Here is a 25639-nt window from a genome sequence, read left to right as displayed (position 1 = left end):
GCTGACCGAAGCTGGCTTTGCGGGTATTTGTGGTATGCGTATTGGATAGTAAATGGCCTGTCCAGTGTAACCCTTGCGCCAGGCCATGAGGCCGCAGTCAGCTGGGGGCCCGCCAGACAAGCGGTTGCGGGTCTTCCCGAAAGGCAAAGCGCAGCAGGTGGCTTTCGACCACCTCGCAGGTCTGCAGCATCTGCTCTGGTGTTGCCGCCTCAATGCGCAGCTGTAGCCCCCCTTCGATCACGCAGAGCTCGGCCAGACCGCAACTGAACTGCAGCCGCGCGGTGTCGTCTGTCTCCTCGACCTGGATCTTTCTGCCGAAATGGCTGACCAGTGTCGCCAGGTAGCCACGGCTGCGCGCACAGTGGAATTCCGTCTCTGTTTTATGTCTCATGATTTTCCATCTTAAAGTCGCTAACATTTTGGCATTCCCAGATTTTATGCCCGTCACAGCTGTTGTGCTATGCCCCTGTAGCCGGGTAGAATGACGCCAGAGCAGCCAGACAGGTTACACCAATGACAGCTAGCAAAGAGCATTCCAGCGGCGGCGATAATTTTGGCGATGCCGACCCGGTCGTCTCCTACAACCGCGTCTGGTTCAACATCATGCGGACACAACGCAAGTTCTTCCCCCGCATTGCCAAAGCGCTCAAAACCTGCGGCATCAATGACCCGATCTGGTATGAAATCCTGCTGGAAGTTGATCGTGCAGGGCCGCAGGGGCAACCCATGGCAGCCCTTGAGAAAAAGCTGTTTGTCGCCCAATACGCGCTGTCTCGTCATGTGGGGCGGCTGGAAAAAGAAGGTCTGTTGCGCCGCGAATATGTCGCAGACGGACGTCGCAAACAAATCCTGTTTCTGACCGCCAAAGGTGAGGGTCTGCATGGGCAGATCTGGCCAATCTACTGGAAGGCAATTCAGGAAGAAATCGGCCCTCATATGACGACGGATGAGGCCTATACCCTGTCCCGCCTGCTGATCAAACTGCTGCCCTGAGGCCCCGGCGCGCCGCCGGAGCCCCAAACTGCGTATTGCTTAAAAGCGGGCAACGGCCTCGATGACAAAGGTCCGGCCCGGCTCTCGGAGGGCCACAACAGAGCTATAATCCGCGCCATAGGTGGCGCGATCCGCGTAGTCTTCGTCAAACAGGTTGTTCACTGACGCCCGCAGGGTCACAGCCGAAAACGCCGGCGGCGTGTATTCCGCAAACAGATTGACCACCTGATAGCCAGGCAGGCCGAGATCCGAGGTGGCAGCGGTTTCATCATAATCCAGCGCCATGTCGAGGCTACCGCCAACCAACAGGTTATACTGCGGCAATTGCTGCTGCACCTGCAGGGCGATGATCTGGCCAATCGGCGCGCCAAAATCCAGCGCCTGATAGCTGCCTGACGACGCCCCATTCACTTTGATCTCGGTATCCGAGAAGGTCAGACGCGCAAAACCGCTGTCCCAGCCGTAGGTTGCGCCCAGGTTGAAACCTTTGCTTTCAAAGTCGAAATTTACGTCCCCACCCCGGGCATCTTTGATCTCGGTCAGGAAGATCTCACCGCCGACAGACAGTTTGCTGCCGATCCAGTCAAAGCCAAGGTTGTAGTTTTCGGCCCGTGATTCCTTGAGGTTGGCATAGCCCCAGCCCCGCCAGAATTCATAGTTGTCTTCCAGCTGGATGCCGCCAAAGACGTTGGAGTAGCCGGCCCGCAGCGAAAAGGCCTCGGTGACGTTATAGGTAGCCGAAGCATTGCCGCTGGCCCCCGAAACGCTGTCCTGAAAGCCACCAAGGCCGGTAAAATCCTGCCAGTCATAGCGCAAACCGGCCGAAATCGTCCATTTCTGCGTCGGCTCAAACCGTCCCTGCGCAAAGATCCCGATATTGTCGGAGCTTTCTTCAAGCAGGCCAAGGGACGGGTCGGAATACTCAGATTTACGATCATAATAGTCGAGACCAGCCGTGATGGTGTTTGTGTCCGACAGGTGAAAGGTGTTTTGCAGCTTTGCCGACAGCGTGTTTGAGATCCCCACGCTGAGAGACGGATCGGGAACCCGAATATCGCTTTCGGAATAGCCAATCACCACCTCCGGATCCCAAAGCCCGGTGTTGAGCGTGTTTTCATAGCGCAGGCTATAGCTGGTTCTGGTGGTGTCGTAGATCCGTGTCTCGGGCACCGGGCGGCCCCCGATGATCGCACCGATATTTGCCCGATAGGGGCGCGCGCCATCATCGCTAATCTGCTGCCCCGAGAATTCCAGCCGATGGCCTTCCAGCGATTCATAGGCCAGCTTCAGCAGCAGGCTTTGCAATTCTGCGGCGGTGCCTTTGACAACATTGCCATTGCCATCCTCATAGTCTTCGCCGGTGGCCGATTTTACATAGGCGAGGGCCTCAAACCCTTCTGAGCGCCCGGCAAGCGTCAGGGAGCGACCAAAGGTCTGGCCGTTGTCACCATAGCTGAGCCGCGCCGTGCCGCCAAAATTATCCCCGTCGTCGAGGATATCTTCGGCATCAACCGTTTCCATAATCACAGCCCCGGCCACCGCATTTGGCCCCGTGTCAGCCGCCGCAACACCGGGGTCGACCCGGACAAACTTCAGAACGCCAGGATCAAAGGCATTGGCGGTGGCATGGTGAAATGCGCGGTTATTCTGCAAGGCCCCGTCGAGCGCAATTGTCAGGTTCAGCATATCAACACCGTTGACAAAAATCTTCTGCGCAACGGGAATGGCGCCGCCGACAGAAACCGAAGCGATCCCTGCAAACAGGTCCTTCAAATCCCCCATGCGAGAGCGTTCAAGCTCGGCATCCGCCACATAGACAGCCGTTGCCCGGTCAGCGGCGGCGCCCATGGGATCCTGGCCACGCACTTCGATCGGGTCCAATGAGATAACATTTGCTTCAAAATCCTGCGCAGCAGCGGGCAGCGCGGTCAAAACAGTAAGAGCGGTCCCGCACAAAAGGCGGGTGCGCAATGCAGCAGTTTTACTAGACATGGTTTTCCTCAAGATTCAGGTTGGTGCTGGCTTGCCCTGAATCGGGGCTGGCGAGGCTTTTTCGACGGCATTTTTATGGTGACGTCCGCAGACATGCAAGTGCATGCAATGAATTTTGCGCCGCGTTGCTGCGAAATCCACAGTTTAATGGTGCTCCCGCCCCATGGCAGGCTCACCGCTGCGCTCTCTCATTTCAGGGGGCTTGCCTGATGTCTTGCCTGATGCCTTGCCTGGGGTCTTGCCTGGGATCTTGCAGCTGCTTGATGCCACGGTTTGATGGCAAATCAACCGACACGACACGCAGGCGAAACATGGCGTAGCAGACTTTTGGGGGACATTTTCCCTGTTCCTGCACGCCAAAGGTTTGCCTGCCAGATTTCGTCATTCGCACAAGATGTGCACCCAGCGCTCACAGTCAGAGTATTGAATATATTATTTGCAAACAAGAGAGTAACTGGCGGTTAATCCTTATAGTTGTAGCTGGGTTTTGGCTGAAAATAGCGCCGACCATTCAATTTTACAAACGAAGACAGAGAGCCCCCAATGATTTGCACACCATATTTTGTATTTGATTCAGCCGTTCCTGATCTTCAGTCCTTGCTGTCTGGCCTGCCAGAGGATGCCAAGGTGCTGGTGCTGTCGGCACAGCAAGATGGCCTAATTCAAATTGCCGACGCACTAGCCGCGGAGCGCGATCTGGCGGCGCTGCATATCGTCTCGCATGGCAGCGATGGGGTGCTGTATCTCGGGGATGGTCTGGTCACTGAGGCAAGCCTAGGCGGGTCTGCCACTGCTCTTGCCACCATTGCAGCCGCCCTGGGCGAAGATGCTGATATTTTGCTTTATGGCTGTAATGTCGCGGCCTCTGAAACCGGTGAACGCTTTATCGCGGCTTTGGCCGATGCGACAGGGGCCAGCATTGCCGCCTCACGCAATCTGACGGGGGCTGGCGGCGATTGGGAGCTGGGCGCGACGGTTGGTCATGTACTGTCCGAAGTCGCCATAAACGCCCTGGTACGGGCCGCCTATCCGCATTCTCTGGGGGTCTTCGGGTTTACCGATACTAATTACAACTTTGATGATGTTGCCGCTTCGCCGCTGACCGAAACAGTTGACGGCGTTACAATATCAGTCACGATTTCAGTTGGAGACGGTGTATGGATCAGTTCGGGCTTTATGGACCCCGGCGTGAAAGCACCAACAGTAACCTACACCGCTTCCTTTAATCACGCGGTTGATATTTCCAGTTTTGTAATCGGTGAATTCAGCAACCTCGAAGAAGGTGCGAATTACGTCTTCACTCCGAATAGTGGATCCGCGGTTACTATTGCAGATAATTCTGGCAGTATCGTCGGGGCCATCGCGACACTATACCCGGGTGATTGGATCGGCATCACAAGCTTTACATTTTCTTACACCGGGACTGGAAACACGCGCTTAGGTATCGACAATATTAATTTCACCCTTTCCAACTATGCCCCCGTCCTGACGGGCACGCCTGCGGATGATGTGGTGACCGAGGATGTCGCGGCAGCGATTGATCTCTCTGCCTACGCCCTCGGCATCCGACAGGGCGATAGCATCACCCTGACCCTAGCGGTGGATCGCGGCACGATTGCCTCCACCGATGGCGATGGCGTCACGTCCGGGGTGACGGTGGCCAATTCGGGCACCGCCTCGATGACGCTGCAAGGCTCAGTTGCCGACCTCAATAGCTATCTCAGCGATTCTGAGGTCATTGAGTTCAACACCGCCAGCGATGACACCACCACGGCGACACTGACCGTGACGCCCAATGATGGCACCGCGGATGGGACGGCAGATACGGTGTCGATCAGCGTCACAGATGTGAACGATGCGCCGGCTTTCTCAGTAGCGCCTCCGAGCGATGAAACAGGCTACGAAGACCAGGTTGGAAACCTTGACCTGTCGTCAGCAACCTTTGGTGACGTCGACAGCGCTTCTGTTACTGTGACGCTTTCGGTCGACACAGGCACATTTGGCACCCCGGCGGATGGCGCAGCGGTTGGCGGCGGCGTGACGGAAACACTGGTCAGTGCAACCTCGATCACGCTGGTGGGCGCGCCTGCGGACATCGACAGCTACCTCAACACTGCCAGCAATATCACCTATACCGGCCCTGCAAATGCCAATGGCGATAACGTGGCAGTTGTCACAATCAGCGCCAATGATGGCGATGGCAGCGGCGATGTCACGCTTGCCACGTTTAACATTGATATTTTTTCAGTGAACGATGCGCCGGTGCTGGACAACGTCTATGGCGATAACAGCAGCTCTATTGCCGTGGGCGGCGGTGCGCAGGATGTCACTGCTCTGAATGACGCTGCCCTGTCAGATGTCGATTCCTCGGATTTCAGCGGTGGTGAGCTGATAATCGTACAAAGTAGCGGTACGGCAAACGGGTCCTGGGGGCTGGGCGGGACCACCGTGACCTCTGGTGGTGATACAACGATCTCAAATCTCGATTTCATCCAGGTCGGTGGCCTGACCGTCGGACAAGTATCTGGTTTGGATGGCCAGAACGGGATTCCGCTGCTAATATCCTTCACGAGCACAGATGCGACAAAGGCGGCGGTTGAGACATTTCTGCAATCCCTGACCTATTCTGCGCCCAGCGGCCCCGGCGTGAGCAGCTTTGATCTGACTTTGTCAGATGGCGACGGCTCGTCACATGGGGGGGATTATGATGTGACCGGCAGTTTCGACATTCAGGTGACCTCGGCACTGCCCGTGATTGCAAATCTGGACGGCGACAGCTTTACCTTTGACGAGGGCGACAGCGCCACCGCAATTGACGTTGGCGGCGATCTGACCGTCACAGACGTGGATTCTGCGGATTTTGAGCTGGGAACCCTGACCATATCCTATGAAAGCGGCATGGAGGCCGAAGACAGGATCGTCATTGATACCAGCGGTGATGTCAGCCTGACGGCAGGGCTGGCTAATGGCTCAGTTGTTTCGGTCGGCGGTAATACTGTCGGCACCATCAACGCCACCGGAACCGCTGGTCGGGCGAGGATCTGGTGATCAACCTCCTCACCGGGTCAACCGCCGCGCAACTGCAAACCCTGTTGCGTGCCATCCAATATGATAATGCCGCCACCGGCAGCCCGACGAATGGCAACAGGGTACTTGGCGTGACCCTGGTCGAGGCGGATGGCGCGATCTCGGATCTGGCGAGCGTGACGATCAATGTGGATCCCACTCCGGCACCTACGCCCACGCCGACACCTCCGGTGGATGAGCCAATCAAGCGCATGCTTGGTCAGAGCGAGGGCGACGACACACTGACTGGTGCCGGCGGAAATGACACCCTGGGCGCGGGTACCGGCGACGATAGTGTGCAGGGCCAGGGCGGCAATGATATCATCTACGGCAACTCGGGGGCGGATACCCTCTCGGGAGGCGACGGAGATGACCAGCTCTTTGGCGGCGCGGACAACGACTTTCTCTCCGGCGGCGCGGGGGACGACACGATTTTTGGCGGCACCGGCAACAATGGCGCCTTTGGCGGTGAGGGAAATGATACCATCATTGCGCGCGGTGGCAATGATCGGCTTGGGGCGGTGGCGCAGGCAACGACAGTATCCGCGCCGGTGCCGGAGACGACACCCTGTTTGGCGGTGCCGGTGACGACAGGGCAGCAGGCGGTACTGGAGATGACTTTATTTTTGGCGGTGCAGGCAATGATCGCGCCTTTGGTGAGGCCGGAGATGACACTCTGTTTGGTGGCACTGGAGATGATGCGCTCGGGGGCGGCACCGGCAATGACGCTCTGGACGGGGAAGCTGGCGACGACACGCTTTATGGTGGCACGGGAGATGACACATTGGCGGGCGGTGCCGGGTCCGACACGCTCTATGGCGGCGCAGGTGCTGATACCCTGAACGGCGGCAGCGAGGACGATCTGCTCTACGGCGGCGCAGGAAGCGACACCTTCATCTTTGCAAGCGCCGGTGGTGCCGATGAGATCAAGGATTTCGATGCGGCGAGATCGTCTGGATCTGAGCGATTTTGGCTTTGACGATCTGGCCGACGCGCTGGGATCTGCCGCGCAAAATGGCGATGATCTGGTCTTCAGCCTTGGCAGCGGCGACAGCCTTTTGCTGCGCGATGTCGATCTCTCCGACCTCACAGAAACCAACGTGCTGTTCTAGCCTCAAAGCTTTGAAAGCGCGCGGTCCCCTCTCGCTCATGACGCTCAAAGAATTCGAGGGTTTGTGCCTGTCTCAGAGAGCAGTTGGCAAAACTTAGGCCCATATGGGAACGTGCTGCCCGCGCTCTTTGCGACCCGAACCGCCTGCCCGCTAATGCCAAAATGGACGGCGCGCCTATGTGGCAGTGCAACTCGCCAGAAGTGAACGCCGTTCTGCAGGCCGCATTGAGCAACGAGAGCTGGGAGTGCGCTTTGAAAAGCTGGTCCGGGCGGCCTGCAGCGAAGGGCTGTTTCCGAGCCAAGACGCATCCCTTTTCGCAAGGCCAAGAATGCTGGATCCTCTTGGAGACCAGCAGGCCACATCTTCTTAATCCACAGCGACAGTTTTCGCGTGTTTTTCGATTTTTTGACATCCGATCAGTCAAAACAGGTGGCGCTTTAAGCTCGTCGCTTGGCGCCCGAACCCAGACTTAAGCCCAGATTGACCTAGAGAAGGTTCCGAGACCCAATACCGCAGCTTTAGGGCGAGGATACAATTGCCCGAAAGCAAAACAACAAAGGGAGAGAGAATATGAAACTCGTGCAAGCTTTGGCGTTGGTTATCGGCGTGATGGGAGGCATTGCCACCTGGGCGGCTGTTTCGTTGGGAAGCCCGTTCGTTCTAATCTGGGCGATCTTTATTGCCTGGGGAAGCTATTTTCATTGTGGCGGTGGAACAGAGGGTGCGAAGGCATCGATCCCGGCCAACATCTGGGGCGCTATCATGGCCGTTGCTGCCTTTATCGCGCTGACCAGTATGGGGGTCACTGCGCTGAATGCGGGCATCTGCGTCGGTGTTACGGTTCTGATCATGATCCTCGGTGCCAATATCCCGCTTTTGGGCGCAATCCCGGCGAGCGTTTACGGATATGCTTCGACTGCGGCCCTGTTCCTGTTGGGGGGCGCGGCATATGGTGAAGGGCCCAATGGCATCGTCATGGTTGGTGTCGCCATCGCCGTTTCGATGGTGATCGGTAACGTATTGGGCTATATTTCCAATGAAATTGTTGGGGCGCTTACCAAAAAGTCCAAATATTCCGGGGGCTGCGCGCACGTCCAGACTCTGTCTATTGCCGAGCCAATCGACAATCACACCTGCCACTGCAACGTGTGTAAGAACGTGACCGGTCAGCTGACAACCCATGTGGTTTTCTTCAAACATGGAGACCTTAAGGTCACGAATGAGGGCAATCTGAACCGCCAGCCATTCAACGCTGACAACCCCAATGGTCCGCTCGAGCTTTGTACCTGCAAAGATTGCGGCGCACCTATCATGCTGGACGACAAAGAAAAACGCATCCGCGCGATTGTACCCAACCTGATGGGAATGGAAAGCGACGCCATGCCGGCCGACTACCATGCCTTTTATGAAGACATAAAAGGATATGCCCGACCCAGCGATGGTCGCCCGGTATATGATGGGCTGCGCCCGGAATTTGTCTGGCCACAAGGCTCATAGTCCAAAGTGGCTCTATACGAAAAACGCAAGCCCTCTGCCGCTGGCGGAGGGCTTTCGTCGTTGGATGTCCGCTCCTGGTCCTCACCTTGTCCCCCGTCAGAGATTTTGGGGCCAAAGGCTGAACTGGGAACCAGGTCGCGCGGAGGCCGCGGGGCTGAGCCGATCGACATTCTGTCTATTACCGTATCCCTCAAAATCGCCCTTTGTCGTTCAATCCGGCCATCCAAAACCTCAAGCCTTTGAACTTCCTCATCATTTGCACAATCTCGCCAACCAGTGGACACCTGGTTTTGCTGCACATCGGGTCGATTAAGAGTGGTTTTCTTCATGTTTTCAATACCTCCTGTGCATCGCTATGTGATGCACAAGCTAAACTTATTTGTCGAAGCGTAGCTGTGGAACATGATGACAGAGCAGAAGAAAAACAGGGCAGAGCGCGAGCGCATGGTCGCATTATGCGAAGAGCGCCGTGAAAAGCTGGGAATTTCTTTGCGGGGTTTCTCCAAAGAGGCGGGGCTAGACCCCTCCTACTACGGTCACTGGGTAGCGGGGCAATTGATGTTTCCGTCCAGCAGTGAACACTGATACATAAGCTCTGATCGCTATGACGACGCTGTATATACCCAGAGGAACAACGGCCCTCTTCCTCAAGAAGTCTGGCATCAAGCTTGTCCTACATGTGCCTCAAACGTGGGGGCCTACGAACGGTCGGTTGTCACCGACATTTCAAGAAGGACTGAAGATAGGCATTTGCCATGGGCGTCCAATTCCAAGGATCTTGTGCCCCCCCCTTTGAGGGCACCTTTAAGAACAAAATTCATCGCACAAAGCTGAGGCAGTACGTAGCGTGTCACCGCACTGGCTGGCTGTCCACCCATTTTGCCCGTGTCATGGTCCGGCTTGCCCCGGTGGCGGCTGATATCGCGGATCTGCACCCGGTCGCTACTTCTGGCAGCTACAATGACCTTACAGATACGCCGGTGGCATCTGAGCGTGGCGGCGGCGCGCAGTTTGCTCAATTTGAGGTCAATCCTGCGGGCGAATTGATCCTCTTTTTCTATGCCCCTGCCGGGGCGGTTGGTGCTGAGGATTTCAGCATTTCCGCCGATGGCGAATTGCTTTTGGAGATAGGACTATGACCCAGCTAAACCTTGGCAGAATTCGGATGCGGTTTGCCGGTGGCTATGACGCCGGGGCCGCATACGTGCCGACCGATATTATCCGCGACGATACAACCGGCCACCTGTATGTGCCCATTCTGGCATCGGTGCCCGCTGGCACGGCACTCACCGATGCCGCCAGCTTTGAGCTATTCATTGCGGCCCCTGTTGCCGGTGCCACAGCGGCACAGGGCGCAAAGGCGGATGCCGCGATGCCAAAGGCAGGGGGTGACTTCACCGGCCCGGTGAAAGCCGTGGCCGTGTCGGAAACCCTGGCGGCTCTGGCCGGTGCCACACCCGATATGGACCTGAGCACCGCAACCCTGTTCACCCTCACAACAGCCGGTGCCGTGACGCTCACGCATTCAAACCCGCCCGCCGCCGCATGCCCATCGACCAGGATCATGCAATGGACCTGGCGGCCAAAGACGGCCGCCCGGCTCCGGCGCGCGGCTGGATCGTGGCAATGCAGGCGCGGCAAGACGGGATCTGGGGCCGCGTCGAGTGGACCAAATCCGGGCGCGACCTCCTGGAAGACCGCGCCTACAGCGGAATTTCCCCGGTAATCGGCCACCTCGCAACCCCAGGCAAAGACATCGTCGCCATCCGGCGCGCCAGCCTCGTCAACCGGCCAAATCTGCGCGGGTTGAACTCACTCAATCAGGAGACAGACACAATGTTTCAGGAAAACATCGCCAAACTGCTCGGCCTCAAAGCCGACGCAAGCGAGGGCGATATCACCACTGCGCTGAACGCCCGGCTTGATACCGGTGAAGACGCGCTGCAATCGCAGCTCGGCGAGATCGGAACCGCGCTCGGCTGTGAAGCCGACGCCAGCGCCGAGGCAATTTTGACGGCGGCTCAAAGTGTGTCGGCGGGCAAAGACGAAACCATCACCGCCTTGCAGGCGTCGGTCAAAGATCTGTCCGCAACGGTCACGTCTCTGCAAAGCGACAGCAAGAATCTCTGGCCGAACTCTTTGTCGATGGCGCAATCCGCGAAGGCCGCGTCGGTGTGAAACCCGCCCGCGATCAATACATCACCATGCACCAGGCCGACCCGGCAGGCGTTGAGGCGCTGATCGGCGCAATGCCCAAAATCAAGGGCGAGATGCTGACCGACCTGCCGCCAGGCAACGGCGACAGCAATCTGGCTCTTAACGCCCAGGAGCTTTCGGCCAAGGCCACCGCGCTTGTGGCGAAACAGGCCGAGGCCGGGATTGAGATGTCCATCACCGAGGCGGTGCAGGCCGTACAGGAGGACGGAGCATGATCCCGACCTTCATTCGTTCCTATGAGGCCGCCGCCAAGATCGAAGGCCGCCGCATCGTCGCCTTTGCCGACCGTGCAAACGGGTCAACAATCACGACCGCTGCCAGCAACACCGAGGCCTCGCTTGGGGTCTGCGACAGCATGGGAGCCCCAGCAGGCGGCATGTGTGACGTGCACCGTGCCGGGCTTTTGCCTGTCATTCTGGGCGGCACCGTAGAGGCTGGCGACCCTCTGACTTCCGACGCCTCAGGCGCTGCCATCAAGGCCGTCGCTGCCGCCGGAACCTCTATCCGCATCATTGGCTTTGCAGACGAGCCCGGCATTGCCGGTGACCTCTGCGAAACCTTCCTCTCGCCCGGCTTTCTGCACGAAGCCTGATCCCTGAAAGGACAGTTACATGGCTCCTAATCGCCCCTTCCAATCCGACGCAGCTTTGACAGCGATTGCGATTGGCTACAGAAACCCGGAAGCCTCACGCATCGCGGACGAGGTCATGCCACGCCATACGGTGCCCACTGAAAAGTTCGGCTGGACTGAATACCCCGCCGAGGAAGCGTTCAACATCCCCGACGCCCGCGTTGGTCGCAAAGGCCGTGTCAGCCAGCTTGAATTCGGCGGCACCCAGAAAACTGCCGAAGTTGAAGACTACGGCCTGGACGCCCCGGTCCCGACCTCCGATATCAATTCAGCCGCTGCCGCCCGCAAGGCTGGTCTGTCAAAGTATGACCCCGCAGGACACGCGGTCGAAATGATCTCGGAAACCATCGAAAACATCCGCGAAGTCCGGGTCGCGCGCATCGTCCACAACGCCGACAACTATTCGGCCGGTCGCAAAGTGACCCTTTCAGGGTCGGACCAGTTCTCGGACTATGCGAATGCCGATCCAATTGGCGTCCTCAAAACCGGCATTGAGAACGTCTTTATTATGCCCGCCAACACCATCGTGATGGGCCGCAAGGTCTGGACGGCTATTTCGTCCAACCCAAAGATCGTCAATGCCGTCAAAGGCAACCTGACCAGCGAAGGCATTGTCGCCCGCCAGCAGTTTCTGGAGCTATTTGCAGGTGAAGGCATCAAGCGGCTTTTGATCGGCGACGCCTATTTCAACGCGGCCAAACCCGGTCGGGCGGCAAACCTGCAGCGCGCCTGTCTGCCGCCCTCGCCAACCTGACATCGAGCTACAATGCGTCTACCGCCTCAGTGAACCAAAGCCTGCTCACTCTGGCGAATGAAACCTCTGCCCTGGCGGCGGCGACAGCTACGGTTGAAACCGATCTGAACGGCCTTTCTACATCGGTTGACGTGGTGCAGTCCTCAGTGGACGGGGTGATGGGCACCTATGGCGTTCGCGTCAACAATAACGGCGTGGTGCGTGGTTTCGGTCTGGTCTCTGAGCTGGCCGGTGATGGGGGAGCCACCACGACCATGGCGTTTGATGTTGATCAGTTTGTTATCGCCAAACTGGATGGCAGCGCAGCAATGGCCCCATTCACGGTCACAGCTGGCGTTGTCTATCTGAATGAGGCGGTTATCGGCTCCGCATCCATTGGGTCCACTCACATCAAGAACGCGGCGATAAAATCCGCGCATATCAAAAACCTCGCTGTAGAGACCCTGCACATTGCCGGGGAAGCCGTCGAAACCAGCAAGCTGGGAAACCAAGCCGCCACAACGGCCCACTCGGCTATTGGTGGCGGTGGCAATAAGCAAATCGCCATCCAAAACACCACAGGCGTCTCGATAGATCTGATCATTCTGGCCTTTGTTCGCGCGCAAGACACGGCGGCGGAACCAGAGGCGGGGTGCCATATATACAAGGCAATCTCCTCGGGCGGAAAAGATACGCTGCTTACCACTTTGAGCGAAACCGGGCCGGATACGTCGCCGGCTCAAAACACTGTTTTCCTGACGGGCACAGCCGCGACGATCACCACGCTCGCTGCTGGCGTCACCCGCTACATTCGCGCGACTGGCATCGGAGACAATGTTTCTCAGCTCGATCTCATCATCTTTCAGAGGCAAAAATGACCAAGCCCAAACCCAAGAAAAAGGCGCCGCCTCACAAGAGGTTTGTGTTTCACGACCAGGACACGGGCGTGATTTCTCAGGTGCTTGTGATCCCCGAAAGCATGGCCAAAAAGAACCTTCAACCGGGCGAGGTGTTCACCGAAATCAGCATGGATGCGGAGATTGATCCGGCTACGCAAAGAGTCGGCCCGGATGGCGGTTTTGTGGCTTATGTCGCGCCGGTCGATAGCGCCCGCCTGCTGCGTGAAATCCGCGTTGAGCGCAACAAACGCCTGAGCGCTTGCGATTGGACGCAGGCCCCAGATGCGCCCATTGATCGGGCCGCCTGGCGCGCCTACCGGCAGCAATTGCGCGACCTGATGGACACAATCACCGACCCGCAAAACGTCTCTTGGCCCATCAGCCCAAACAGTGAGGAAACATAATGGCCTGGCAACGCACAGGAACAGTCACGATTGCCCAGGGCAGCGATGCCGTCACTGGGGTTGGCGTAAATTGGATGCGCCAGCATGTCGGCTGGATCATGGTCACAGCAGCAAGCGGCAGGGGCACGCCAGCGCGGCGGCAACCAGTGCGAACGCGGCGGGTGATAGCGCAGCCGCTGCGGCTGCCGACCGCGCGGCGACCCAAGACATGCTTGGTGATGCTGAAACCGCATCGGCCTCGGCGGTTGCCTCTGCTCCAGAAGCCGCCAGCCATGCAAATGCTGCCTCTCTCGCCTCCAATGCCACGGAATGGGTTAGCGGGGGCCAGTATGCCTATGGGGAAAACGTCTGGTCGCCGCTAGATTTCCTCACCTATCGCGCCACGCTCGGGCATTCCGGCTCAACCCTTGATCCCTCCCTTGATGAGGCGAATTTCGCCCCTGCCAGCGGCGGTGGAGCGGGTGGCGGCGGCGCGCAGTTTGCTCAATTTGAGGTCAATCCTGCGGGCGAATTGATCCTCTTTTTCTATGCCCCTGCCGGGGCGGTTGGTGCTGAGGATTTCAGCATTTCCGCCGATGGCGAATTGCTTTTGGAGATAGGACTATGACCCAGCTAAACCTTGGCAGAATTCGGATGCGGTTTGCCGGTGGCTATGACGCCGGGGCCGCTTACACGCCCACCGATATTGTGCGCGACGATGCAACCGGCCACCTGTATGTGCCCATTCTGGCATCGGTGCCCGCTGGCACGGCACTCACCGATGCCGCCAGCTTTGAGCTATTCATTGCGGCCCCTGTTGCCGGTGCCACAGCGGCACAGGGCGCAAAGGCAGACGCGGCCATGCCCAAGGCCGGGGGGGATTTCACCGGCCCGGTGAAAGCTCTGGCCGTGTCGGAAACCCTGGCGGCCCTGGCCGGTGCCACGCCCGATATGGATCTGAGCGCTGCCACCCTGTTCACCCTCACCACAGCCGGTGCCGTGACGCTCACGCAGTCAAATGCGCCCGCCGCCGCATGGGTCCGCACCTTGGTGATCACCGCAGGCGGGGCCGATGCTGTCACCTTCCCGGCCAATTGGGATTGGGGCGACGATGGCCTGCCTGATCCGCTTGCGACTGCCGGTGATATTCTGGAAATCGCCTTTCGGGGCGAGGGCGGCTCGACTGTCCGCGCATCCCTGTCCTGGCGGAAAACAGTATGAACCGCCGCCGTGCAATGATGCGCCGGGCTGCTGCGGCTAGCTACCCACACTGGCGTATGAATGTATCTGGGGTTACGTCAGGTAGCAGCATAGCGCTGGCCGAACTTGAATTGCGTTCCTCATATGGTGGGGCGCAAGCTGCAATAGGTGGGACAGCAACTACTAGCAACGCAGCATATGGCGCAGCAGCAAACGCTTTTGATGGCCACGCCGCTACCTTCTGGGCAACGAATGGTGTTCCAGAGTGGCTGGCCTATGAGCTTCCCTCGCCATTATCAGTGATGGAGATTCAATTGAGAAGCCGGTCTGGCGTGACCAGCCAGACGCCGCACGTGTTCACTATTGAAGGTTCGGCGGATGGAGTGGCTTGGGATGTTGTAAGCACGCACAGCATCGCAGAAATGGCCGCCGAAACTACCCTTGTTTTGACAGTGCAGTAAACGGAAAGCCCCGCAGGTGTTCACCCATTTGCGGGGTTTTCCGTCACGACAACATATAAGGAATCTTGAAAATGCGAGCACAGCTAGTTGATGGCGTCTGGACCGTAAAAACCCCGGCGCAGTTTTGCAAAGACAAAAACGCGGCCATTCCCGCCGCACAGCTTGCGGCGTTTGGGCTGCATGAGGTGACGATTGCAGAGCGGCCTGACGATCACCCAAACCGCATCATCTCCCCCGGCCCCCTGATCGACGTTGACGGGCTTCCGGTACGCTCCTGGTCGTTTCGCGAAAAGACTACCGAAGTGCTGGCGCAGGAGCATGACGCCGCCCAGGACGCCGGGCGTCTGGAATGCCGCCGCCGCATCTTTGCGGTGGTTGATGAGATGGCCCAGATCAATCTTGCGGCGGCGGCTGGTGCCGGTTTGCTGAGTGCGGAGCAGATGGCGGCATACATCGCGGGCCTTGAGTGGATCACGCAGATGCGCGGCACATGGGCGGGGCTGGTCGACACCGGTGCAGACCTGTCCGACGATGCCAATTGGCCGGCGGTCCCAGACGCGGCCGCGACCCTGGCCGCGACCTTCTAAAACCTCCCTTAAACGGGAGGTTAAAGGGTGCTGTAACACCCTTTAACTTGGGGCCAAATTCTCACATCCAACCCCACCGACCAGCAAAGCTTCATGGCCGCTCCCTGTCCTCGAGGACCCGGCCTTCATGAGGTGATTCCACTTGAAGCTGCAAGACCAGCGTTGCGGTGAATGCCGCAGATTGCTATTTAAAATCGAGCCCGGCGCATTATGTGGCGCGCTCGCCATCAAGTGCCCAAGATGCAAGGCACACAATACCTTGAGGCCACAGAGCCCTTCACCAAAGCGCCCGGAACACTCCAATGAGCGCGATGGAAAGGATCCACAGTGTGGCTCTTCATACCCCCAACCGATCTAACGACCTTCTCGGCATCAGCCTTTGTGCCGGTGTCGGAGGACTTGACCTTGGCTTACACCTCGCAGAACCCGGATATCGAACTGTGTGTTATGTCGAGCGAAACAGTTTCGCCGCGGCCACTCTCGTGGCGCGGATGGCAGACACGTCCCTGGTTCCGGCTCCTATATGGGACGATCTCAAACTCCTTTGATGGCAAACCATGGCGCGGCCGCGTTCATCTCATCTCTGCCGGTTATCCCTGCCAGCCCTTCACCCTTTCCGGTGTCCGAACGGGAGAAGACGATCACCGCCACCTCTGGCCAGACGTCGCCCGGATCATCAGCGAAGTGCAACCCACCTGGTGCTTCTTCGAAAACGTCGCAGGCCATCTCACCCTTGGCCTGCAGGACGTCGTCGGAGACCTTCAAGGCATGGGCTACCGGGTTGCAGCGCGCGTGCAATCGGCGGCTGAAGTTGGCGGGTCTCATATCAGGCAAAGGCTCTTCATTCTGGCCCACGCCGACGGTCAAACAGGGGGGCAACAGGACATCCATCCGCATGGCTCCCGACAGTTTTCTGTTTGTGGCGGATCAGAACCAGACCGGCGGTCAAGTGTCCCTCAGAAACGCAGCGAGCTGCTGGACAGTCATGTGGGAGCTGTTGATAGCAACGGGATGGAAACCCGGCCCACTGACCTCTTCCCCCCGATGCCTGGTGACTTTGCAGGCTGGGGACGCGCACTCAAAGGGAAAAGCTCTGTTTCAGCCCAACCCTGCCTTCAGCGACTGGATGATGGGATGGCCTCCAGGGTGGACCGATCCGCTGCAGCCGGTAACGGGGTGGTCCCAATGGCTGCAGCGCGCGCGTTTGTTGAGCTGAAAAAGGAGTTCTGAGCCTAGCCTGGTGGGGCCGAGAAACCGGCCCCGCTGCCTGCGCGCTTCCATTTGTGGCCAAAATATCCGACCCTCTATCGCACCGGGAATCTCAGAAAAGGAATGCGGTAATGCGTAAACCGAAGCCCATAAGAGAACGCGCCGCTCGCGCGCTGTGCGACCTACACGGGTTGGCCGCAGGAACCAAAATGGAAGGCGCGCCGATGTGGAGGTTAGCCTCGGCCTGAGAAAGATACCCGCATGACAAGTGACAAAATACCGTTTCGTACTTTCGCCAAGCAACACCTAGATAGGGCCCGCGAGCTACTCTCGGACGACAAACTGTTGGCTGCAACGTGCCTTGAAGTGAGGATGGCTTTGGAGTGCCTGGCCTATGAAAGCCTGCAATCATTCCCGGATAGAGAGACTCGTGAACTCATACTCTCGAAACGCTGGCAACCGGCTCAAATCCTACAAGAGCTGATGAAATTCGATGAGACGGTGGAAGTGGATCGAAGCCTTACTATCACCCCAGAAAACACGGGAATTCCAATAAAGCTTGGTACAGACAAACGGCTAAAGATATCTTGGATAAGAACTCGCTACAGCGCTCTCGGGAGGTTCGTGCACACCCCTACTATTCACGACCACAGAGAAGGGACAGCAGAAGAAGGGACAAAGATTGCTGCCAAAATTAGTGAAATTATCCCTGAAATAGAAAACGTCTTATCGTCTCGAATTTGGAACACGCACATCAATGATCAAATGAATTGGAGGTGCCGATGCGGTTTTCTACTAAAGGTGCGTGCGGCTGATGTTGAGGCTAAGAAATTAGTCATCTGCCCAAGCTGCGATGGTCACTTCCTACCGCTGGAAGGCCCTGAAGGATGGCGCCTCGCAGATGGCCACAAATGGTTCAACTGCATTCACTGCGGCAAGAGACAAACCACGCTGTGCCGCAACTGGCAGGCAGGATCTCAAATTATCTGTAAACACTGCGACGGACAGATACAGCTGGTGCCCGGCCTAGAGCAAAAAACAGGAGACGTACGCTCACAGCGTGATTGATAGCTCCTAACCTAGAACTGCGCGGGCGCAATGAACAGCAACTAAATCCGCCCAGCAGACCTCGGTGCATTACCAGGCAAATGTCCGCAACCGTCACGCCCCCAAATGCTTCAAAAAGCCTTTAAGCACCCTTTAAAACTCTCCACCGCCCGCGATTTTGGGCGGTTCGGGGGGCCTCAATCTTGAGTTTGCAACGGGAAGTGTCCCAAAAGTGCCCCGGCCGTCTCAACGGGAAATCCACAACAAGGGGCAGCCAGGCGCGCGTTAGGAGCCTAAAAACAGGGGGATTTGCAAAAAAAGTTGCTGCAATGGGAAGTGTCTTTTACTGCAAACGGAAGTGTCCCGCTACAGTCCCGCTACAGTCCCGCTACAGTGTCTTTTACTGCAACGCGAAGTGTCCCGCTACAGCCTTTCCTCACGCATGTAAAAAAGATTCACATAAGGACTTGAAGGTCAGGGGACCAACTCCAATATGTGTTAATGTGAACGGTATTTACATTCCGCACAAACCACACATCACGTCGCATGACGCAAAAACCTGGAGACGGAAAATGACAGCTATGACCTCCCCGACCTCACCCCATAGCCAGCAGGGTTGGTTCTCACGCAGCGAAGCCTGGCTGGACCGAAAAGGGAAAGGCGCCTGGATCGCTGCAATGGTCTTGGGCTTTGTCTTTTTCTGGCCCATCGGCCTCGCCCTTCTGTTTTACATGATCTGGAGCAAACGTATGTTCAATAAATCCTGCCGCAGCCAAAATCGCACGCCCTGGGCTAAACATGGGATGTCGGCGATGAAACCCTCCGGGAACTCAGCATTTGACGCCTACAAAGAGGACACTCTGCGTCGGCTGGAGCAAGAGCAGAATGATTTTGAAACCTTCCTGCAGCGGCTGCGCGATGCCAAGGACAAGGCCGAGTTTGACGACTTTATGCAAGAGCGCAATGCCGCGCCGCAACAGGATGTCAGCGAAGAAGACCTCAGCCAAAAGGCGCAGTAACGCGCGCTGACCCTGCCCCGCGCTCATGCCCCGTTTGGCTGAGCGCGGGATTCGAATTAGAGACGAGCCATGCATCAAAAAGGAACCCCAATGACCGGCCTCCCCGACCGCGAATATCAGGCTGAATTCTATGACTCCGTGGCCCCCAAGCGCCTGATGGCCTGGGTTGTCGACAGTATCCTTATCGTTGGGCTCAGCCTGTTGGCGGTTCTGCTGACGGCCTTTGTTGGGCTGCTTATCTGGCCCCTGCTCTATCTGGTGATCGGGTTTGTCTACCGCACTGTTACCCTTGCCAATGGCTCTGCGACCCTGGGGATGCGGTTTTGCGGTATCGAGCTGCGGGATCTGTCCGGGCGGCGCCTCGATGCAGGTCAGGCGACATGGCATACGGCACTTTATACAGTCTGTCTGAGCGTCCCAATCCTGCAGCTGATCTCAATCATCATGATGTTGACCACGCACAAGGGTCAGGGGCTGAACGATTCTCTGCTTGGGACCGTGATGATCAACCGGCGCTCCTGATCTGGAGTGCCACAGGAGGGTAAGAGGAAAGGTTCCCCTTACCCTTTGGCTAAACCATTGCAATTGATGCCCCGCGCGGCAGGCGCCCCAGAGAGCAGCCTGCCTTAACCATGTCTCAATGGCCGCTTGGCGCGGCGCTTCCCCATTGCTATCCTAAATAGGACTTCTATTATCCGAATAACCCTTTCCAAGATCAGCAACAAATGCGCCACACACTGCCCATTGCTCCACAGTTCTATGTGACGGCTCCCCAGCCCTGCCCCTATCTGGAAAACCGGATGGAGAGGAAGCTGTTTACCTCGCTGCAGGGAGATGGTGCGGAACAGTTGAACAACAGTCTGTCGCATCAGGGTTTTCGGCGCTCACAAAATGTCCTGTACCGGCCCTCCTGTTCGGACTGCTCTGCCTGTATGTCCGCGCGCATTGATGTCAGTGCCTTTGAGATGAAACGCAGCCAGAGGCGTATCCTGAAGCGCAATGACTACCTGGTCCGCAGGGCGACCTCTCCCTGGGCCACAGAAGATCAATACGCTCTGTTCCGCCGCTATCTCGACGGACGGCACTCTGAGGGCGGCATGGCGGATATGGATGTCTTTGAATACGCCGCGATGATCGAAGAAACCCCGGTGCGCAGCCGGGTGGTGGAATATACCGAACCGCAGTTCAGCGGCCTTGTTGCGGTCTCGCTGACGGATGTGCTCGAAGACGGCTTGAGCATGGTTTACTCGTTTTATGACCCGGATCAGCCGAAAAACTCCATTGGCACCTATATGATCCTTGATCATATCGAAATCGCCCGCGAGTCCGGGCTCCCCTATGTCTATCTTGGCTACTGGGTGCCAGGCAGTCCAAAGATGAGCTATAAGGAAAAGTTCACAGGGCTCGAAATTTTTCATCAGGGCGCCTGGAAAAAAATGCAGGATCCGGCTGAGTTTTCTGAAAGCAGCCATCCTCTGTCCACAGATCCAATTGCCGAGCAGGTCGCAAATATCCACCTGCCGGAACCACCAGTGCATCGGCGCCGATAAGGCCTGCTGAGCAGATCAGCTATGGCCAGGCCCGATCTCCAGGCCCGTTCTCCAGGCCCGCCTCCCAGGCTGCAGACCACAATATGGATAAAGCACCGGCCGTCAGCCTGAAGCTTTGCGAACACCTGCTAGGGCGTTGCAGCCAGGCGATACTGTCTCCCCCAGTGAATTTAGGCCTGTGAAATATAGGCCTGTGCAATACTGGCCTGTGTATCAATGGCCAGTGCAATAATGGCCTGTGTAATTCTGACCCGCACAATTCAGCAATGTCACCCTCTTGTTCCAAAGAGCTGCGAAAGCGTGGCACTGGCATAGGCAATTATGGGCGCGCGCCCTCATGAGATGCCGACGCTTGTCTATCACTGACCTCTAAGAGCGTTGCCCCCCTCAAGCGCAGCGCAATGACCTCAGCGGGAACCTCGGCGGGTATGAAAAAAGGGACCCCAAATTGGGGCCCCTTTTCAGAACGTTTTGCTGTGTCGGCTGGATCAGTTGGGGATCAAAGCCGGTACAATGGTCACAATGGACGGGAACGCCCACAGCAGTGCCAGACCAGCGACCTGGATCAGCACGAAGGGCAAAACCCCTCGGTAGATATGCGCCGTGGTCACTTCTTTTGGAGCCACCCCGCGCAGATAGAACAGCGCAAAGCCAAAGGGAGGAGTCAAAAAGGAGGTCTGCAGGTTCACCGCAACCATGATGGTCACCCATTTCGGATCAAAAGAGCCGCCATAGATGACCGGGCCAACAATCGGGATCACGATGTAGATGATCTCGAGGAAGTCGAGCACAAAGCCCAGGAAGAACAGAACAATCATCACGATCAAAAAGACCGTCATCTCATTGTCAAAGCTCCTCAGGAACTGCTGGATATAGTGCTCACCACCAAAGGAGATCACCACCAGGTTCAGCAGCTGCGAGCCAATCAGGATGGTAAAGACCATCGAAGTGACCTTGGCGGTTTCACGCACCACCGGGGTCAGCACGCCGCCCTTGAACAGCACCCAGCAGCCATAGAGCAGGCCAAACAGCGCATAGAGATAGGCGGCATAGGCAAAGCCAAAAGCGATCCAGCTTTCAACGCTGACATTGGACTGGTTGATCCGAAGGTCAAAGTTCACACCGATAAGGATCGCAATCATCACAGAAAGCGTTGCCCAGATGATGATCTTACCAGAGCGGCCCTCATCCTGCAGACGGCGATACGCGGCCAGCATGATCGCGCCACCCGCACCAAGCGCCGCTGCCGGCGTTGGGTTGGTAATGCCCCCAAGGATCGAGCCAAGCACCGCGACGATCAGAACCAGCGGTGGGAAGACCACCCGGATCAGATCATTGCGTGCACAGCGCGCCGCCGCTTCCCGGGCGCCGTAAAGCGCCAGCAGAAATGGCAGGGCAATCAGCAGAACTGTCACCCCTGGTGATGTGGTTGGCGCAATGACCAGCACATCAACCAATAGCACCAGCAACAGGCCAATAGCGCCAATGATCAACGGCTTCACATCCCGTGAGGGTGCAACACCGCGTCCAATTGCCAGCACCAGCGCCAGCATCACCACAAGAATGGTAAGACCGGTGCCAATCGGTGCTGCCGCCTCGATCTTGTCGATCTGGGCCTGAGCAAAGTCTTCTTCGCTCAGCTTGGTTGCCTGCGCAACACCGCCCGCCGCTTCAATCGCGGTCTGTTCCGCAACAGCTGCGTCCCAGGCGTCCTGCCCGTGCAGATCGATCATTGCCGCCTGACACTGCTCACCAACCGAGGTACGCAGCGAGGCTGTCTGCCCGGCATCCGAGAAGGCCGAAACAGTAATGTTTTGCGAACCGATGACGCCAACAGAGCCCAAAAGCATCGCACCTGCAAGAATGGCAGCCGGGGCACCAAGGAACCACAGCAGCGCTTCATTGCGGGTGACCGGCTCGTTGGTGCTGGGCTCGGGAGCGACCGCTGGGGCCTTCTCCGGGTTCAGCATCGCATAGCCAAAGGCATAAAGCGCATAGAGCAGCGCCAGCATGATCCCCGGCAGCAGTGCTGCCTGGAACAATGTGCCGACCGAAACCACCGCAGGCTCACCCAGATAGGTCAAAGCGTCGGAACAGCCTGCTTCCATTGCCCGGTTTTCCTGCGCGGTGGAATAGAGATCCCCCGCCAGAGTGCCGAGCAACACGATCACGATCGAAGGCGGAATGATCTGCCCCAATGTGCCCGCGGCTGCGATCACACCGGTCGCCAGCTCTGGCGAGTAGTTGTTGCGCAGCATGGTGGGCAGGGCCAGCAGGCCCATGGTGACAACAGTGGCGCCAACAATCCCGGTTGAGGCCGCAAGGAAGGCACCAACCACAACAATGGACACGGCCAGGCCACCCGGCAGCGGACCAAAGACCCGCGCCATGGTGGTCAAAAGGACATTGGCGATCTTAGAACGTTCCAGGGTGATCCCCATCAGAACGAACATCAACACCGCCAGCAGCGTTTCAATCGACGCCCCAGCCAGAACCCGCTCGTTCATCCGGTTCACAATGAATGAGACATTGCGATCCATCGCGTGTTCCCAACCCTGGACAAACACAGGCTCGGCAATCCGCTGCAGTTCCGGATATCTGAAGGTGGAAATGGCATCGGGTTTCACCCCGCTCTCGATCAGATTCTGGTAGAGAGCGACGAGGTATCGATGGCCTGGTGGATCAGCAGACCGGCACTGTCCAGTGCCGCGATGATCCCAAAGGAGATGACACCGGCACCACCGATGGCAAAAGCCACCGGGAAACCGGAGAGGATGCCTCCGAAAAGGCATAAGAATACGATGAGCAGGCCGAGTTCGACGCCATCAAGACAGAAAAGCATATCAGCTGTCCCTTAGGTTAATGAGCGCCTTCATAGGCTTCTTCGCCCTCTCCAAGGGTATCCTTGTCGAGGTATTTATTTTCACTGCCCTGGCCTTCGATGAACTCCAACATAGAGCGGTAGAAGAAGGCGATGGCATGCACAAAGACAATGGCGGCAAAGGTTACCAGCAAGATCTTGAACAGGAAGTATCCGTTAAAGCCATTGGGACTAAACCCGATGGTCTCGCCGTTCCAGCGCAGCGCACGGGCTTTCATCACCAGGCGCTCCAGGCTGTCAGAGGCCGAAGGCTTTGGCACGATGAGATGGCGCCACAGGAAGAACCAGCCATACATCCAGGTCAGCACGGCCGCCGGCATCATGAAGATCAGCGATCCTACCATGTCGATGACGCGCTTGGCGCGGAAGCTGACGCCGGAATAGATCAGGTCAACCCGCACATGGCCGCCCTGCACAAAGGTGTAGCTCACACAGAGGCAGACCACCAAGGCGTTGTAGAGCTTCAGCTCTTCGGCAAACCAGCTGATGTCTTTTTCCAGCGCGATCCCCAGACCAAAGCTCATGTCCGGGCGGGCAAAGATCCGCTGCATGAACACAATGATGATCTGCTGGATCACCATGAGGAGGCCGGCCCAGGCAAAGAAGCGCCCGATCCCGTTGGCAAACCCCTCAAGGCCGCGCACCATGCCCCACATGATCTGGCGTTTGTAGATGCCAATCGCCGTCAGGATCAGGAACAGGGTAAAGACGACAAAGAAGAACTCTTTTGAGCCGCCATAATAGACAAAGCGCATGATCGAGGTCTTGTCAGACCAGTCAAGCCAGAGCTGCGGGTGGGTTACGGCATAGCCGAAATTGTAAAAGGCGCCAGCGATGTTCTGAACCAGCCAGATCAGGCCGTTGAACAGGGCGCCCAGAAAGGAAATGCCTGTGTCTTCCTGCATTTTTCCCTCGGATTATTGCATGCAGCGGGGAGTGAAAGCGCGGTCTCGCCCCTACCTCAGTGAGAGGAGCGACCTCGACCTTCTGGCCTGCGGCAAAAATGAAAAACGGATCCCCCGCACCCGGCGGGGGATCCAAAAAACGCTAGGGGTTGGATTAACCCAGAACGCGGTCGCGCTGTGCGGTGTAGACGCCAGACGACATATTCTGCCAGCCCGAGGAAGACTTCATCGAGGTCATCGCACTGTCGTGGATTTTCTTGAACAGGTCGTCGCCCATGTTCTCGTCCATGACTTCTTTCGACGCGGCACCAAAGGCATCCCAGACAGCGTCAGGGAATTCCATGACTTTTACGCCACCGGCCTGCAGACGCTGCAGAGCGGCACCATTGTTGGCCAGGAACTGTGAGAGGTTCCACTGGTGGCATTCGCCGGAGGCGATTTCGATCATCTTCTGCTGACCTGCGGTCAGGCTCTCAAAGACGTCACGGTTGGTGGCAACCGACAGACCCGCGCCTGGCTCGTGGAAGCCGGCAGTGGAGTAGGGCTTGGTGATTTCCTGGAAACCGGCTTTTTCATCCGCCCAGGGGCCGATCCACTCGGTGCCGTCGATGGCACCAGACGACAGCGCCTGATACACTTCGGAGCCAGGGATGTTCTGAACAGAGGCGCCCAGTTTACCCAGAGCTTTGCCGCCGAGGCCAGGCATACGGAACTTCAGACCGTTAAAGTCTTCGGGGCTGTTGATCTCTTTCGAGAACCAGCCGCCAGCCTGCGCGCCGGTGTTGCCGCCGAGGAAGGATTTCAGACCAAAGATCTGACCCAGCTCGTCGTGCAGCTCCATGCCGCCATCCTGGTAGTACCAGTTGGACAGCTCGGTCGCGGCCATGCCGAAAGGCACAGCTGTGAAGAAGGCATAGCCTGGGTGCTGACCAACAAAGTAGTAGTCGGCGCCGTGGTACATGTCGGCCTGACCGGAGGATACCGCGTCAAACACCTCAAAGGCGCCAACCAGCTCACCAGCGGCCTTGATGTCTACGGTCAGCTGACCATCAGACATGGTCGAGATATTGTCTGCAACGCGCTGTGCGGCGTCAAAAACGCCAGCCAGACCACGGCCCCAGGTGGTAACCATTGTCAGGGTACGCTTGCCCGTTGCATAGGCCGGTGCGGCCAGAGTGGTTGCAGCTGCGGCGGTTCCGCCCAGCGCAGAGGTTTTCAAAAAAGAACGACGATCCATTATAGTGCTCCTCCCATTAG

General features: G+C 57.6%; 28 protein-coding genes and 2 pseudogenes. 24 read left to right on the top strand and 6 right to left on the bottom strand.

All coding sequences use genetic code 11. The annotated features are described in order from the left end of the window. Window positions 1-97: 97 nt before the first annotated feature. Complete coding sequence (locus B4968_RS12945; RefSeq protein WP_161492588.1) at window positions 98-391, bottom strand: DUF2218 domain-containing protein; 294 nt, start codon at window positions 389-391, stop codon at window positions 98-100. A 122-nt stretch (window positions 392-513) separates the two neighbouring features. On the opposite strand from B4968_RS12945, the gene B4968_RS12940 reads away from it, so the two are divergent. Continuing rightward, window positions 514-993: a MarR family winged helix-turn-helix transcriptional regulator gene (locus B4968_RS12940; protein WP_083099537.1), complete on the top strand. Its 480-nt coding sequence runs from the start codon at window positions 514-516 to the stop codon at window positions 991-993. A 39-nt stretch (window positions 994-1032) separates the two neighbouring features. Here the strand turns inward: B4968_RS12940 and B4968_RS12935 are convergent, their stop codons facing one another. Then, window positions 1033-2985, bottom strand: a complete 1953-nt coding sequence (locus B4968_RS12935; protein ID WP_083099535.1) for a TonB-dependent receptor plug domain-containing protein — start codon at window positions 2983-2985, stop codon at window positions 1033-1035. Window positions 2986-3528: 543 nt separating this feature from the next. On the opposite strand from B4968_RS12935, the gene B4968_RS12930 reads away from it, so the two are divergent. The 6 genes and pseudogenes from B4968_RS12930 to B4968_RS12910 all read left to right on the top strand — a co-directional run bounded on the left by B4968_RS12930 (window position 3529) and on the right by B4968_RS12910 (window position 9245). Next, window positions 3529-6033 carry a DUF4347 domain-containing protein gene (locus tag B4968_RS12930; RefSeq protein ID WP_083099534.1) on the top strand — a complete coding sequence of 835 codons (2505 nt, stop codon included), beginning with the start codon at window positions 3529-3531 and terminating at the stop codon, window positions 6031-6033. A gap of 230 nt (window positions 6034-6263) precedes the next feature. After that, a pseudogene (locus B4968_RS26170) lies at window positions 6264-6554 on the top strand (calcium-binding protein); the annotation flags it as partial. A gap of 38 nt (window positions 6555-6592) precedes the next feature. Next, window positions 6593-7030, top strand: coding sequence for a calcium-binding protein (locus B4968_RS26165; RefSeq protein ID WP_083099575.1), 438 nt, complete (start codon window positions 6593-6595; stop codon window positions 7028-7030). Continuing rightward, window positions 6990-7163: a hypothetical protein gene (locus B4968_RS23520; RefSeq protein ID WP_161492587.1), complete on the top strand. Its 174-nt coding sequence runs from the start codon at window positions 6990-6992 to the stop codon at window positions 7161-7163. The genes B4968_RS26165 and B4968_RS23520 overlap by 41 nt, the downstream gene beginning before the upstream one ends. Window positions 7164-7733: 570 nt before the next feature. Further along, a complete protein-coding gene (locus B4968_RS24495) occupies window positions 7734-8660 on the top strand; it encodes a DUF1097 domain-containing protein (protein ID WP_241525727.1) in 927 nt (308 codons plus the stop codon). 402 nt (window positions 8661-9062) lie between these two features. After that, window positions 9063-9245, top strand: a complete 183-nt coding sequence (locus B4968_RS12910; protein WP_083099531.1) for a helix-turn-helix domain-containing protein — start codon at window positions 9063-9065, stop codon at window positions 9243-9245. A gap of 113 nt (window positions 9246-9358) precedes the next feature. Here B4968_RS12910 and B4968_RS26160 read toward each other — a convergent pair whose 3' ends face one another. Further along, a complete protein-coding gene (locus B4968_RS26160) occupies window positions 9359-9538 on the bottom strand; it encodes an AtuA-related protein (RefSeq protein ID WP_083099530.1) in 180 nt (59 codons plus the stop codon). Window positions 9539-9550: 12 nt separating this feature from the next. On the opposite strand from B4968_RS26160, the gene B4968_RS12900 reads away from it, so the two are divergent. The 17 genes from B4968_RS12900 to B4968_RS12820 all read left to right on the top strand — a co-directional run bounded on the left by B4968_RS12900 (window position 9551) and on the right by B4968_RS12820 (window position 20596). Continuing rightward, window positions 9551-9799, top strand: a complete 249-nt coding sequence (locus B4968_RS12900) for a hypothetical protein (protein ID WP_083099528.1) — start codon at window positions 9551-9553, stop codon at window positions 9797-9799. A gap of 430 nt (window positions 9800-10229) precedes the next feature. Continuing rightward, a complete protein-coding gene (locus B4968_RS12895) occupies window positions 10230-10838 on the top strand; it encodes a phage protease (RefSeq protein WP_241525726.1) in 609 nt (202 codons plus the stop codon). Then, on the top strand, window positions 10835-11092 hold the full coding sequence (locus B4968_RS12890; RefSeq protein WP_083099525.1) for a hypothetical protein: 258 nt from the start codon (window positions 10835-10837) through the stop codon (window positions 11090-11092). The genes B4968_RS12895 and B4968_RS12890 overlap by 4 nt, the downstream gene beginning before the upstream one ends. Further along, window positions 11089-11469: a capsid cement protein gene (locus B4968_RS12885; RefSeq protein WP_083099523.1), complete on the top strand. Its 381-nt coding sequence runs from the start codon at window positions 11089-11091 to the stop codon at window positions 11467-11469. Before B4968_RS12890 ends, B4968_RS12885 begins: the two co-directional genes overlap by 4 nt. Before the next feature lie 19 nt (window positions 11470-11488). Beyond that, on the top strand, window positions 11489-12262 hold the full coding sequence (locus tag B4968_RS12880) for a capsid protein (RefSeq protein ID WP_139792804.1): 774 nt from the start codon (window positions 11489-11491) through the stop codon (window positions 12260-12262). 29 nt (window positions 12263-12291) lie between these two features. After that, on the top strand, window positions 12292-13119 hold the full coding sequence (locus B4968_RS12875; protein ID WP_083099520.1) for a phage tail tip fiber protein: 828 nt from the start codon (window positions 12292-12294) through the stop codon (window positions 13117-13119). After that, window positions 13116-13544: a tail fiber assembly protein gene (locus tag B4968_RS12870; RefSeq protein WP_206601100.1), complete on the top strand. Its 429-nt coding sequence runs from the start codon at window positions 13116-13118 to the stop codon at window positions 13542-13544. Before B4968_RS12875 ends, B4968_RS12870 begins: the two co-directional genes overlap by 4 nt. Before the next feature lie 70 nt (window positions 13545-13614). After that, window positions 13615-14151, top strand: a complete 537-nt coding sequence (locus B4968_RS12865; RefSeq protein WP_083099518.1) for a hypothetical protein — start codon at window positions 13615-13617, stop codon at window positions 14149-14151. Further along, window positions 14148-14744 (top strand): hypothetical protein, encoded by a 597-nt coding sequence (locus B4968_RS12860; protein WP_083099517.1) that lies wholly within the window; start codon window positions 14148-14150, stop codon window positions 14742-14744. The genes B4968_RS12865 and B4968_RS12860 overlap by 4 nt, the downstream gene beginning before the upstream one ends. After that, entirely contained in the window at window positions 14741-15184 is a 444-nt protein-coding gene (locus tag B4968_RS12855) for a discoidin domain-containing protein (protein ID WP_083099516.1), read from the top strand. Before B4968_RS12860 ends, B4968_RS12855 begins: the two co-directional genes overlap by 4 nt. A 71-nt stretch (window positions 15185-15255) precedes the next feature. Further along, the gene (locus tag B4968_RS12850) at window positions 15256-15771 is read left to right on the top strand and encodes a hypothetical protein (RefSeq protein WP_083099514.1); all 516 of its coding nucleotides are present in this window, start codon (window positions 15256-15258) and stop codon (window positions 15769-15771) included. A gap of 142 nt (window positions 15772-15913) precedes the next feature. Next, on the top strand, window positions 15914-16129 hold the full coding sequence (locus B4968_RS26155) for a Com family DNA-binding transcriptional regulator (protein ID WP_083099513.1): 216 nt from the start codon (window positions 15914-15916) through the stop codon (window positions 16127-16129). A gap of 89 nt (window positions 16130-16218) precedes the next feature. Next, window positions 16219-17001 (top strand): DNA cytosine methyltransferase, encoded by a 783-nt coding sequence (locus tag B4968_RS12840; protein ID WP_241525728.1) that lies wholly within the window; start codon window positions 16219-16221, stop codon window positions 16999-17001. 240 nt (window positions 17002-17241) lie between these two features. Beyond that, the gene (locus B4968_RS12835) at window positions 17242-18048 is read left to right on the top strand and encodes a hypothetical protein (RefSeq protein ID WP_083099511.1); all 807 of its coding nucleotides are present in this window, start codon (window positions 17242-17244) and stop codon (window positions 18046-18048) included. 551 nt (window positions 18049-18599) lie between these two features. Further along, a complete protein-coding gene (locus B4968_RS12830; protein WP_083099509.1) occupies window positions 18600-19046 on the top strand; it encodes a DUF2852 domain-containing protein in 447 nt (148 codons plus the stop codon). A 90-nt stretch (window positions 19047-19136) separates the two neighbouring features. After that, window positions 19137-19568 (top strand): RDD family protein, encoded by a 432-nt coding sequence (locus tag B4968_RS12825; protein ID WP_083099508.1) that lies wholly within the window; start codon window positions 19137-19139, stop codon window positions 19566-19568. Window positions 19569-19771: 203 nt separating this feature from the next. Further along, complete coding sequence (locus B4968_RS12820; protein WP_083099506.1) at window positions 19772-20596, top strand: arginyltransferase; 825 nt, start codon at window positions 19772-19774, stop codon at window positions 20594-20596. Window positions 20597-21084: 488 nt separating this feature from the next. Here the strand turns inward: B4968_RS12820 and B4968_RS12815 are convergent. From B4968_RS12815 to B4968_RS12805, 3 genes and pseudogenes are all read right to left on the bottom strand, one after another. Then, window positions 21085-23438 (bottom strand): annotated as a pseudogene (locus tag B4968_RS12815) (TRAP transporter large permease). Window positions 23439-23455: 17 nt separating this feature from the next. Further along, the gene (locus B4968_RS12810) at window positions 23456-24382 is read right to left on the bottom strand and encodes a TRAP transporter small permease subunit (RefSeq protein WP_083099504.1); all 927 of its coding nucleotides are present in this window, start codon (window positions 24380-24382) and stop codon (window positions 23456-23458) included. Window positions 24383-24536: 154 nt separating this feature from the next. Further along, complete coding sequence (locus B4968_RS12805; protein WP_083099502.1) at window positions 24537-25619, bottom strand: TRAP transporter substrate-binding protein; 1083 nt, start codon at window positions 25617-25619, stop codon at window positions 24537-24539. Window positions 25620-25639 lie beyond the last annotated feature (20 nt).

The sequence above is a fragment of the Pseudophaeobacter leonis genome, assembly GCF_002087335.1.
GTDB lineage: Bacteria > Pseudomonadota > Alphaproteobacteria > Rhodobacterales > Rhodobacteraceae > Pseudophaeobacter > Pseudophaeobacter leonis.
This window is presented reverse-complemented; position numbering and strand designations above follow the sequence as displayed.

Coding starts and splice junctions, on each gene's coding strand:
- B4968_RS12945 (WP_161492588.1), bottom strand. CDS start 391: ATGAGACATAAAACAGAGACGGAATTCCACTGTGCGCGCAGCCGTGGC.
- B4968_RS12940 (WP_083099537.1), top strand. CDS start 514: ATGACAGCTAGCAAAGAGCATTCCAGCGGCGGCGATAATTTTGGCGAT.
- B4968_RS12935 (WP_083099535.1), bottom strand. CDS start 2,985: ATGTCTAGTAAAACTGCTGCATTGCGCACCCGCCTTTTGTGCGGGACC.
- B4968_RS12930 (WP_083099534.1), top strand. CDS start 3,529: ATGATTTGCACACCATATTTTGTATTTGATTCAGCCGTTCCTGATCTT.
- B4968_RS23520 (WP_161492587.1), top strand. CDS start 6,990: ATGCGGCGAGATCGTCTGGATCTGAGCGATTTTGGCTTTGACGATCTG.
- B4968_RS24495 (WP_241525727.1), top strand. CDS start 7,734: ATGAAACTCGTGCAAGCTTTGGCGTTGGTTATCGGCGTGATGGGAGGC.
- B4968_RS12910 (WP_083099531.1), top strand. CDS start 9,063: ATGATGACAGAGCAGAAGAAAAACAGGGCAGAGCGCGAGCGCATGGTC.
- B4968_RS26160 (WP_083099530.1), bottom strand. CDS start 9,538: ATGGGTGGACAGCCAGCCAGTGCGGTGACACGCTACGTACTGCCTCAG.
- B4968_RS12900 (WP_083099528.1), top strand. CDS start 9,551: ATGGTCCGGCTTGCCCCGGTGGCGGCTGATATCGCGGATCTGCACCCG.
- B4968_RS12895 (WP_241525726.1), top strand. CDS start 10,230: ATGGACCTGGCGGCCAAAGACGGCCGCCCGGCTCCGGCGCGCGGCTGG.
- B4968_RS12885 (WP_083099523.1), top strand. CDS start 11,089: ATGATCCCGACCTTCATTCGTTCCTATGAGGCCGCCGCCAAGATCGAA.
- B4968_RS12880 (WP_139792804.1), top strand. CDS start 11,489: ATGGCTCCTAATCGCCCCTTCCAATCCGACGCAGCTTTGACAGCGATT.
- B4968_RS12870 (WP_206601100.1), top strand. CDS start 13,116: ATGACCAAGCCCAAACCCAAGAAAAAGGCGCCGCCTCACAAGAGGTTT.
- B4968_RS12860 (WP_083099517.1), top strand. CDS start 14,148: ATGACCCAGCTAAACCTTGGCAGAATTCGGATGCGGTTTGCCGGTGGC.
- B4968_RS12855 (WP_083099516.1), top strand. CDS start 14,741: ATGAACCGCCGCCGTGCAATGATGCGCCGGGCTGCTGCGGCTAGCTAC.
- B4968_RS12850 (WP_083099514.1), top strand. CDS start 15,256: ATGCGAGCACAGCTAGTTGATGGCGTCTGGACCGTAAAAACCCCGGCG.
- B4968_RS12840 (WP_241525728.1), top strand. CDS start 16,219: ATGTCGAGCGAAACAGTTTCGCCGCGGCCACTCTCGTGGCGCGGATGG.
- B4968_RS12835 (WP_083099511.1), top strand. CDS start 17,242: ATGACAAGTGACAAAATACCGTTTCGTACTTTCGCCAAGCAACACCTA.
- B4968_RS12830 (WP_083099509.1), top strand. CDS start 18,600: ATGACAGCTATGACCTCCCCGACCTCACCCCATAGCCAGCAGGGTTGG.
- B4968_RS12825 (WP_083099508.1), top strand. CDS start 19,137: ATGACCGGCCTCCCCGACCGCGAATATCAGGCTGAATTCTATGACTCC.
- B4968_RS12820 (WP_083099506.1), top strand. CDS start 19,772: ATGCGCCACACACTGCCCATTGCTCCACAGTTCTATGTGACGGCTCCC.
- B4968_RS12810 (WP_083099504.1), bottom strand. CDS start 24,382: ATGCAGGAAGACACAGGCATTTCCTTTCTGGGCGCCCTGTTCAACGGC.
- B4968_RS12805 (WP_083099502.1), bottom strand. CDS start 25,619: ATGGATCGTCGTTCTTTTTTGAAAACCTCTGCGCTGGGCGGAACCGCC.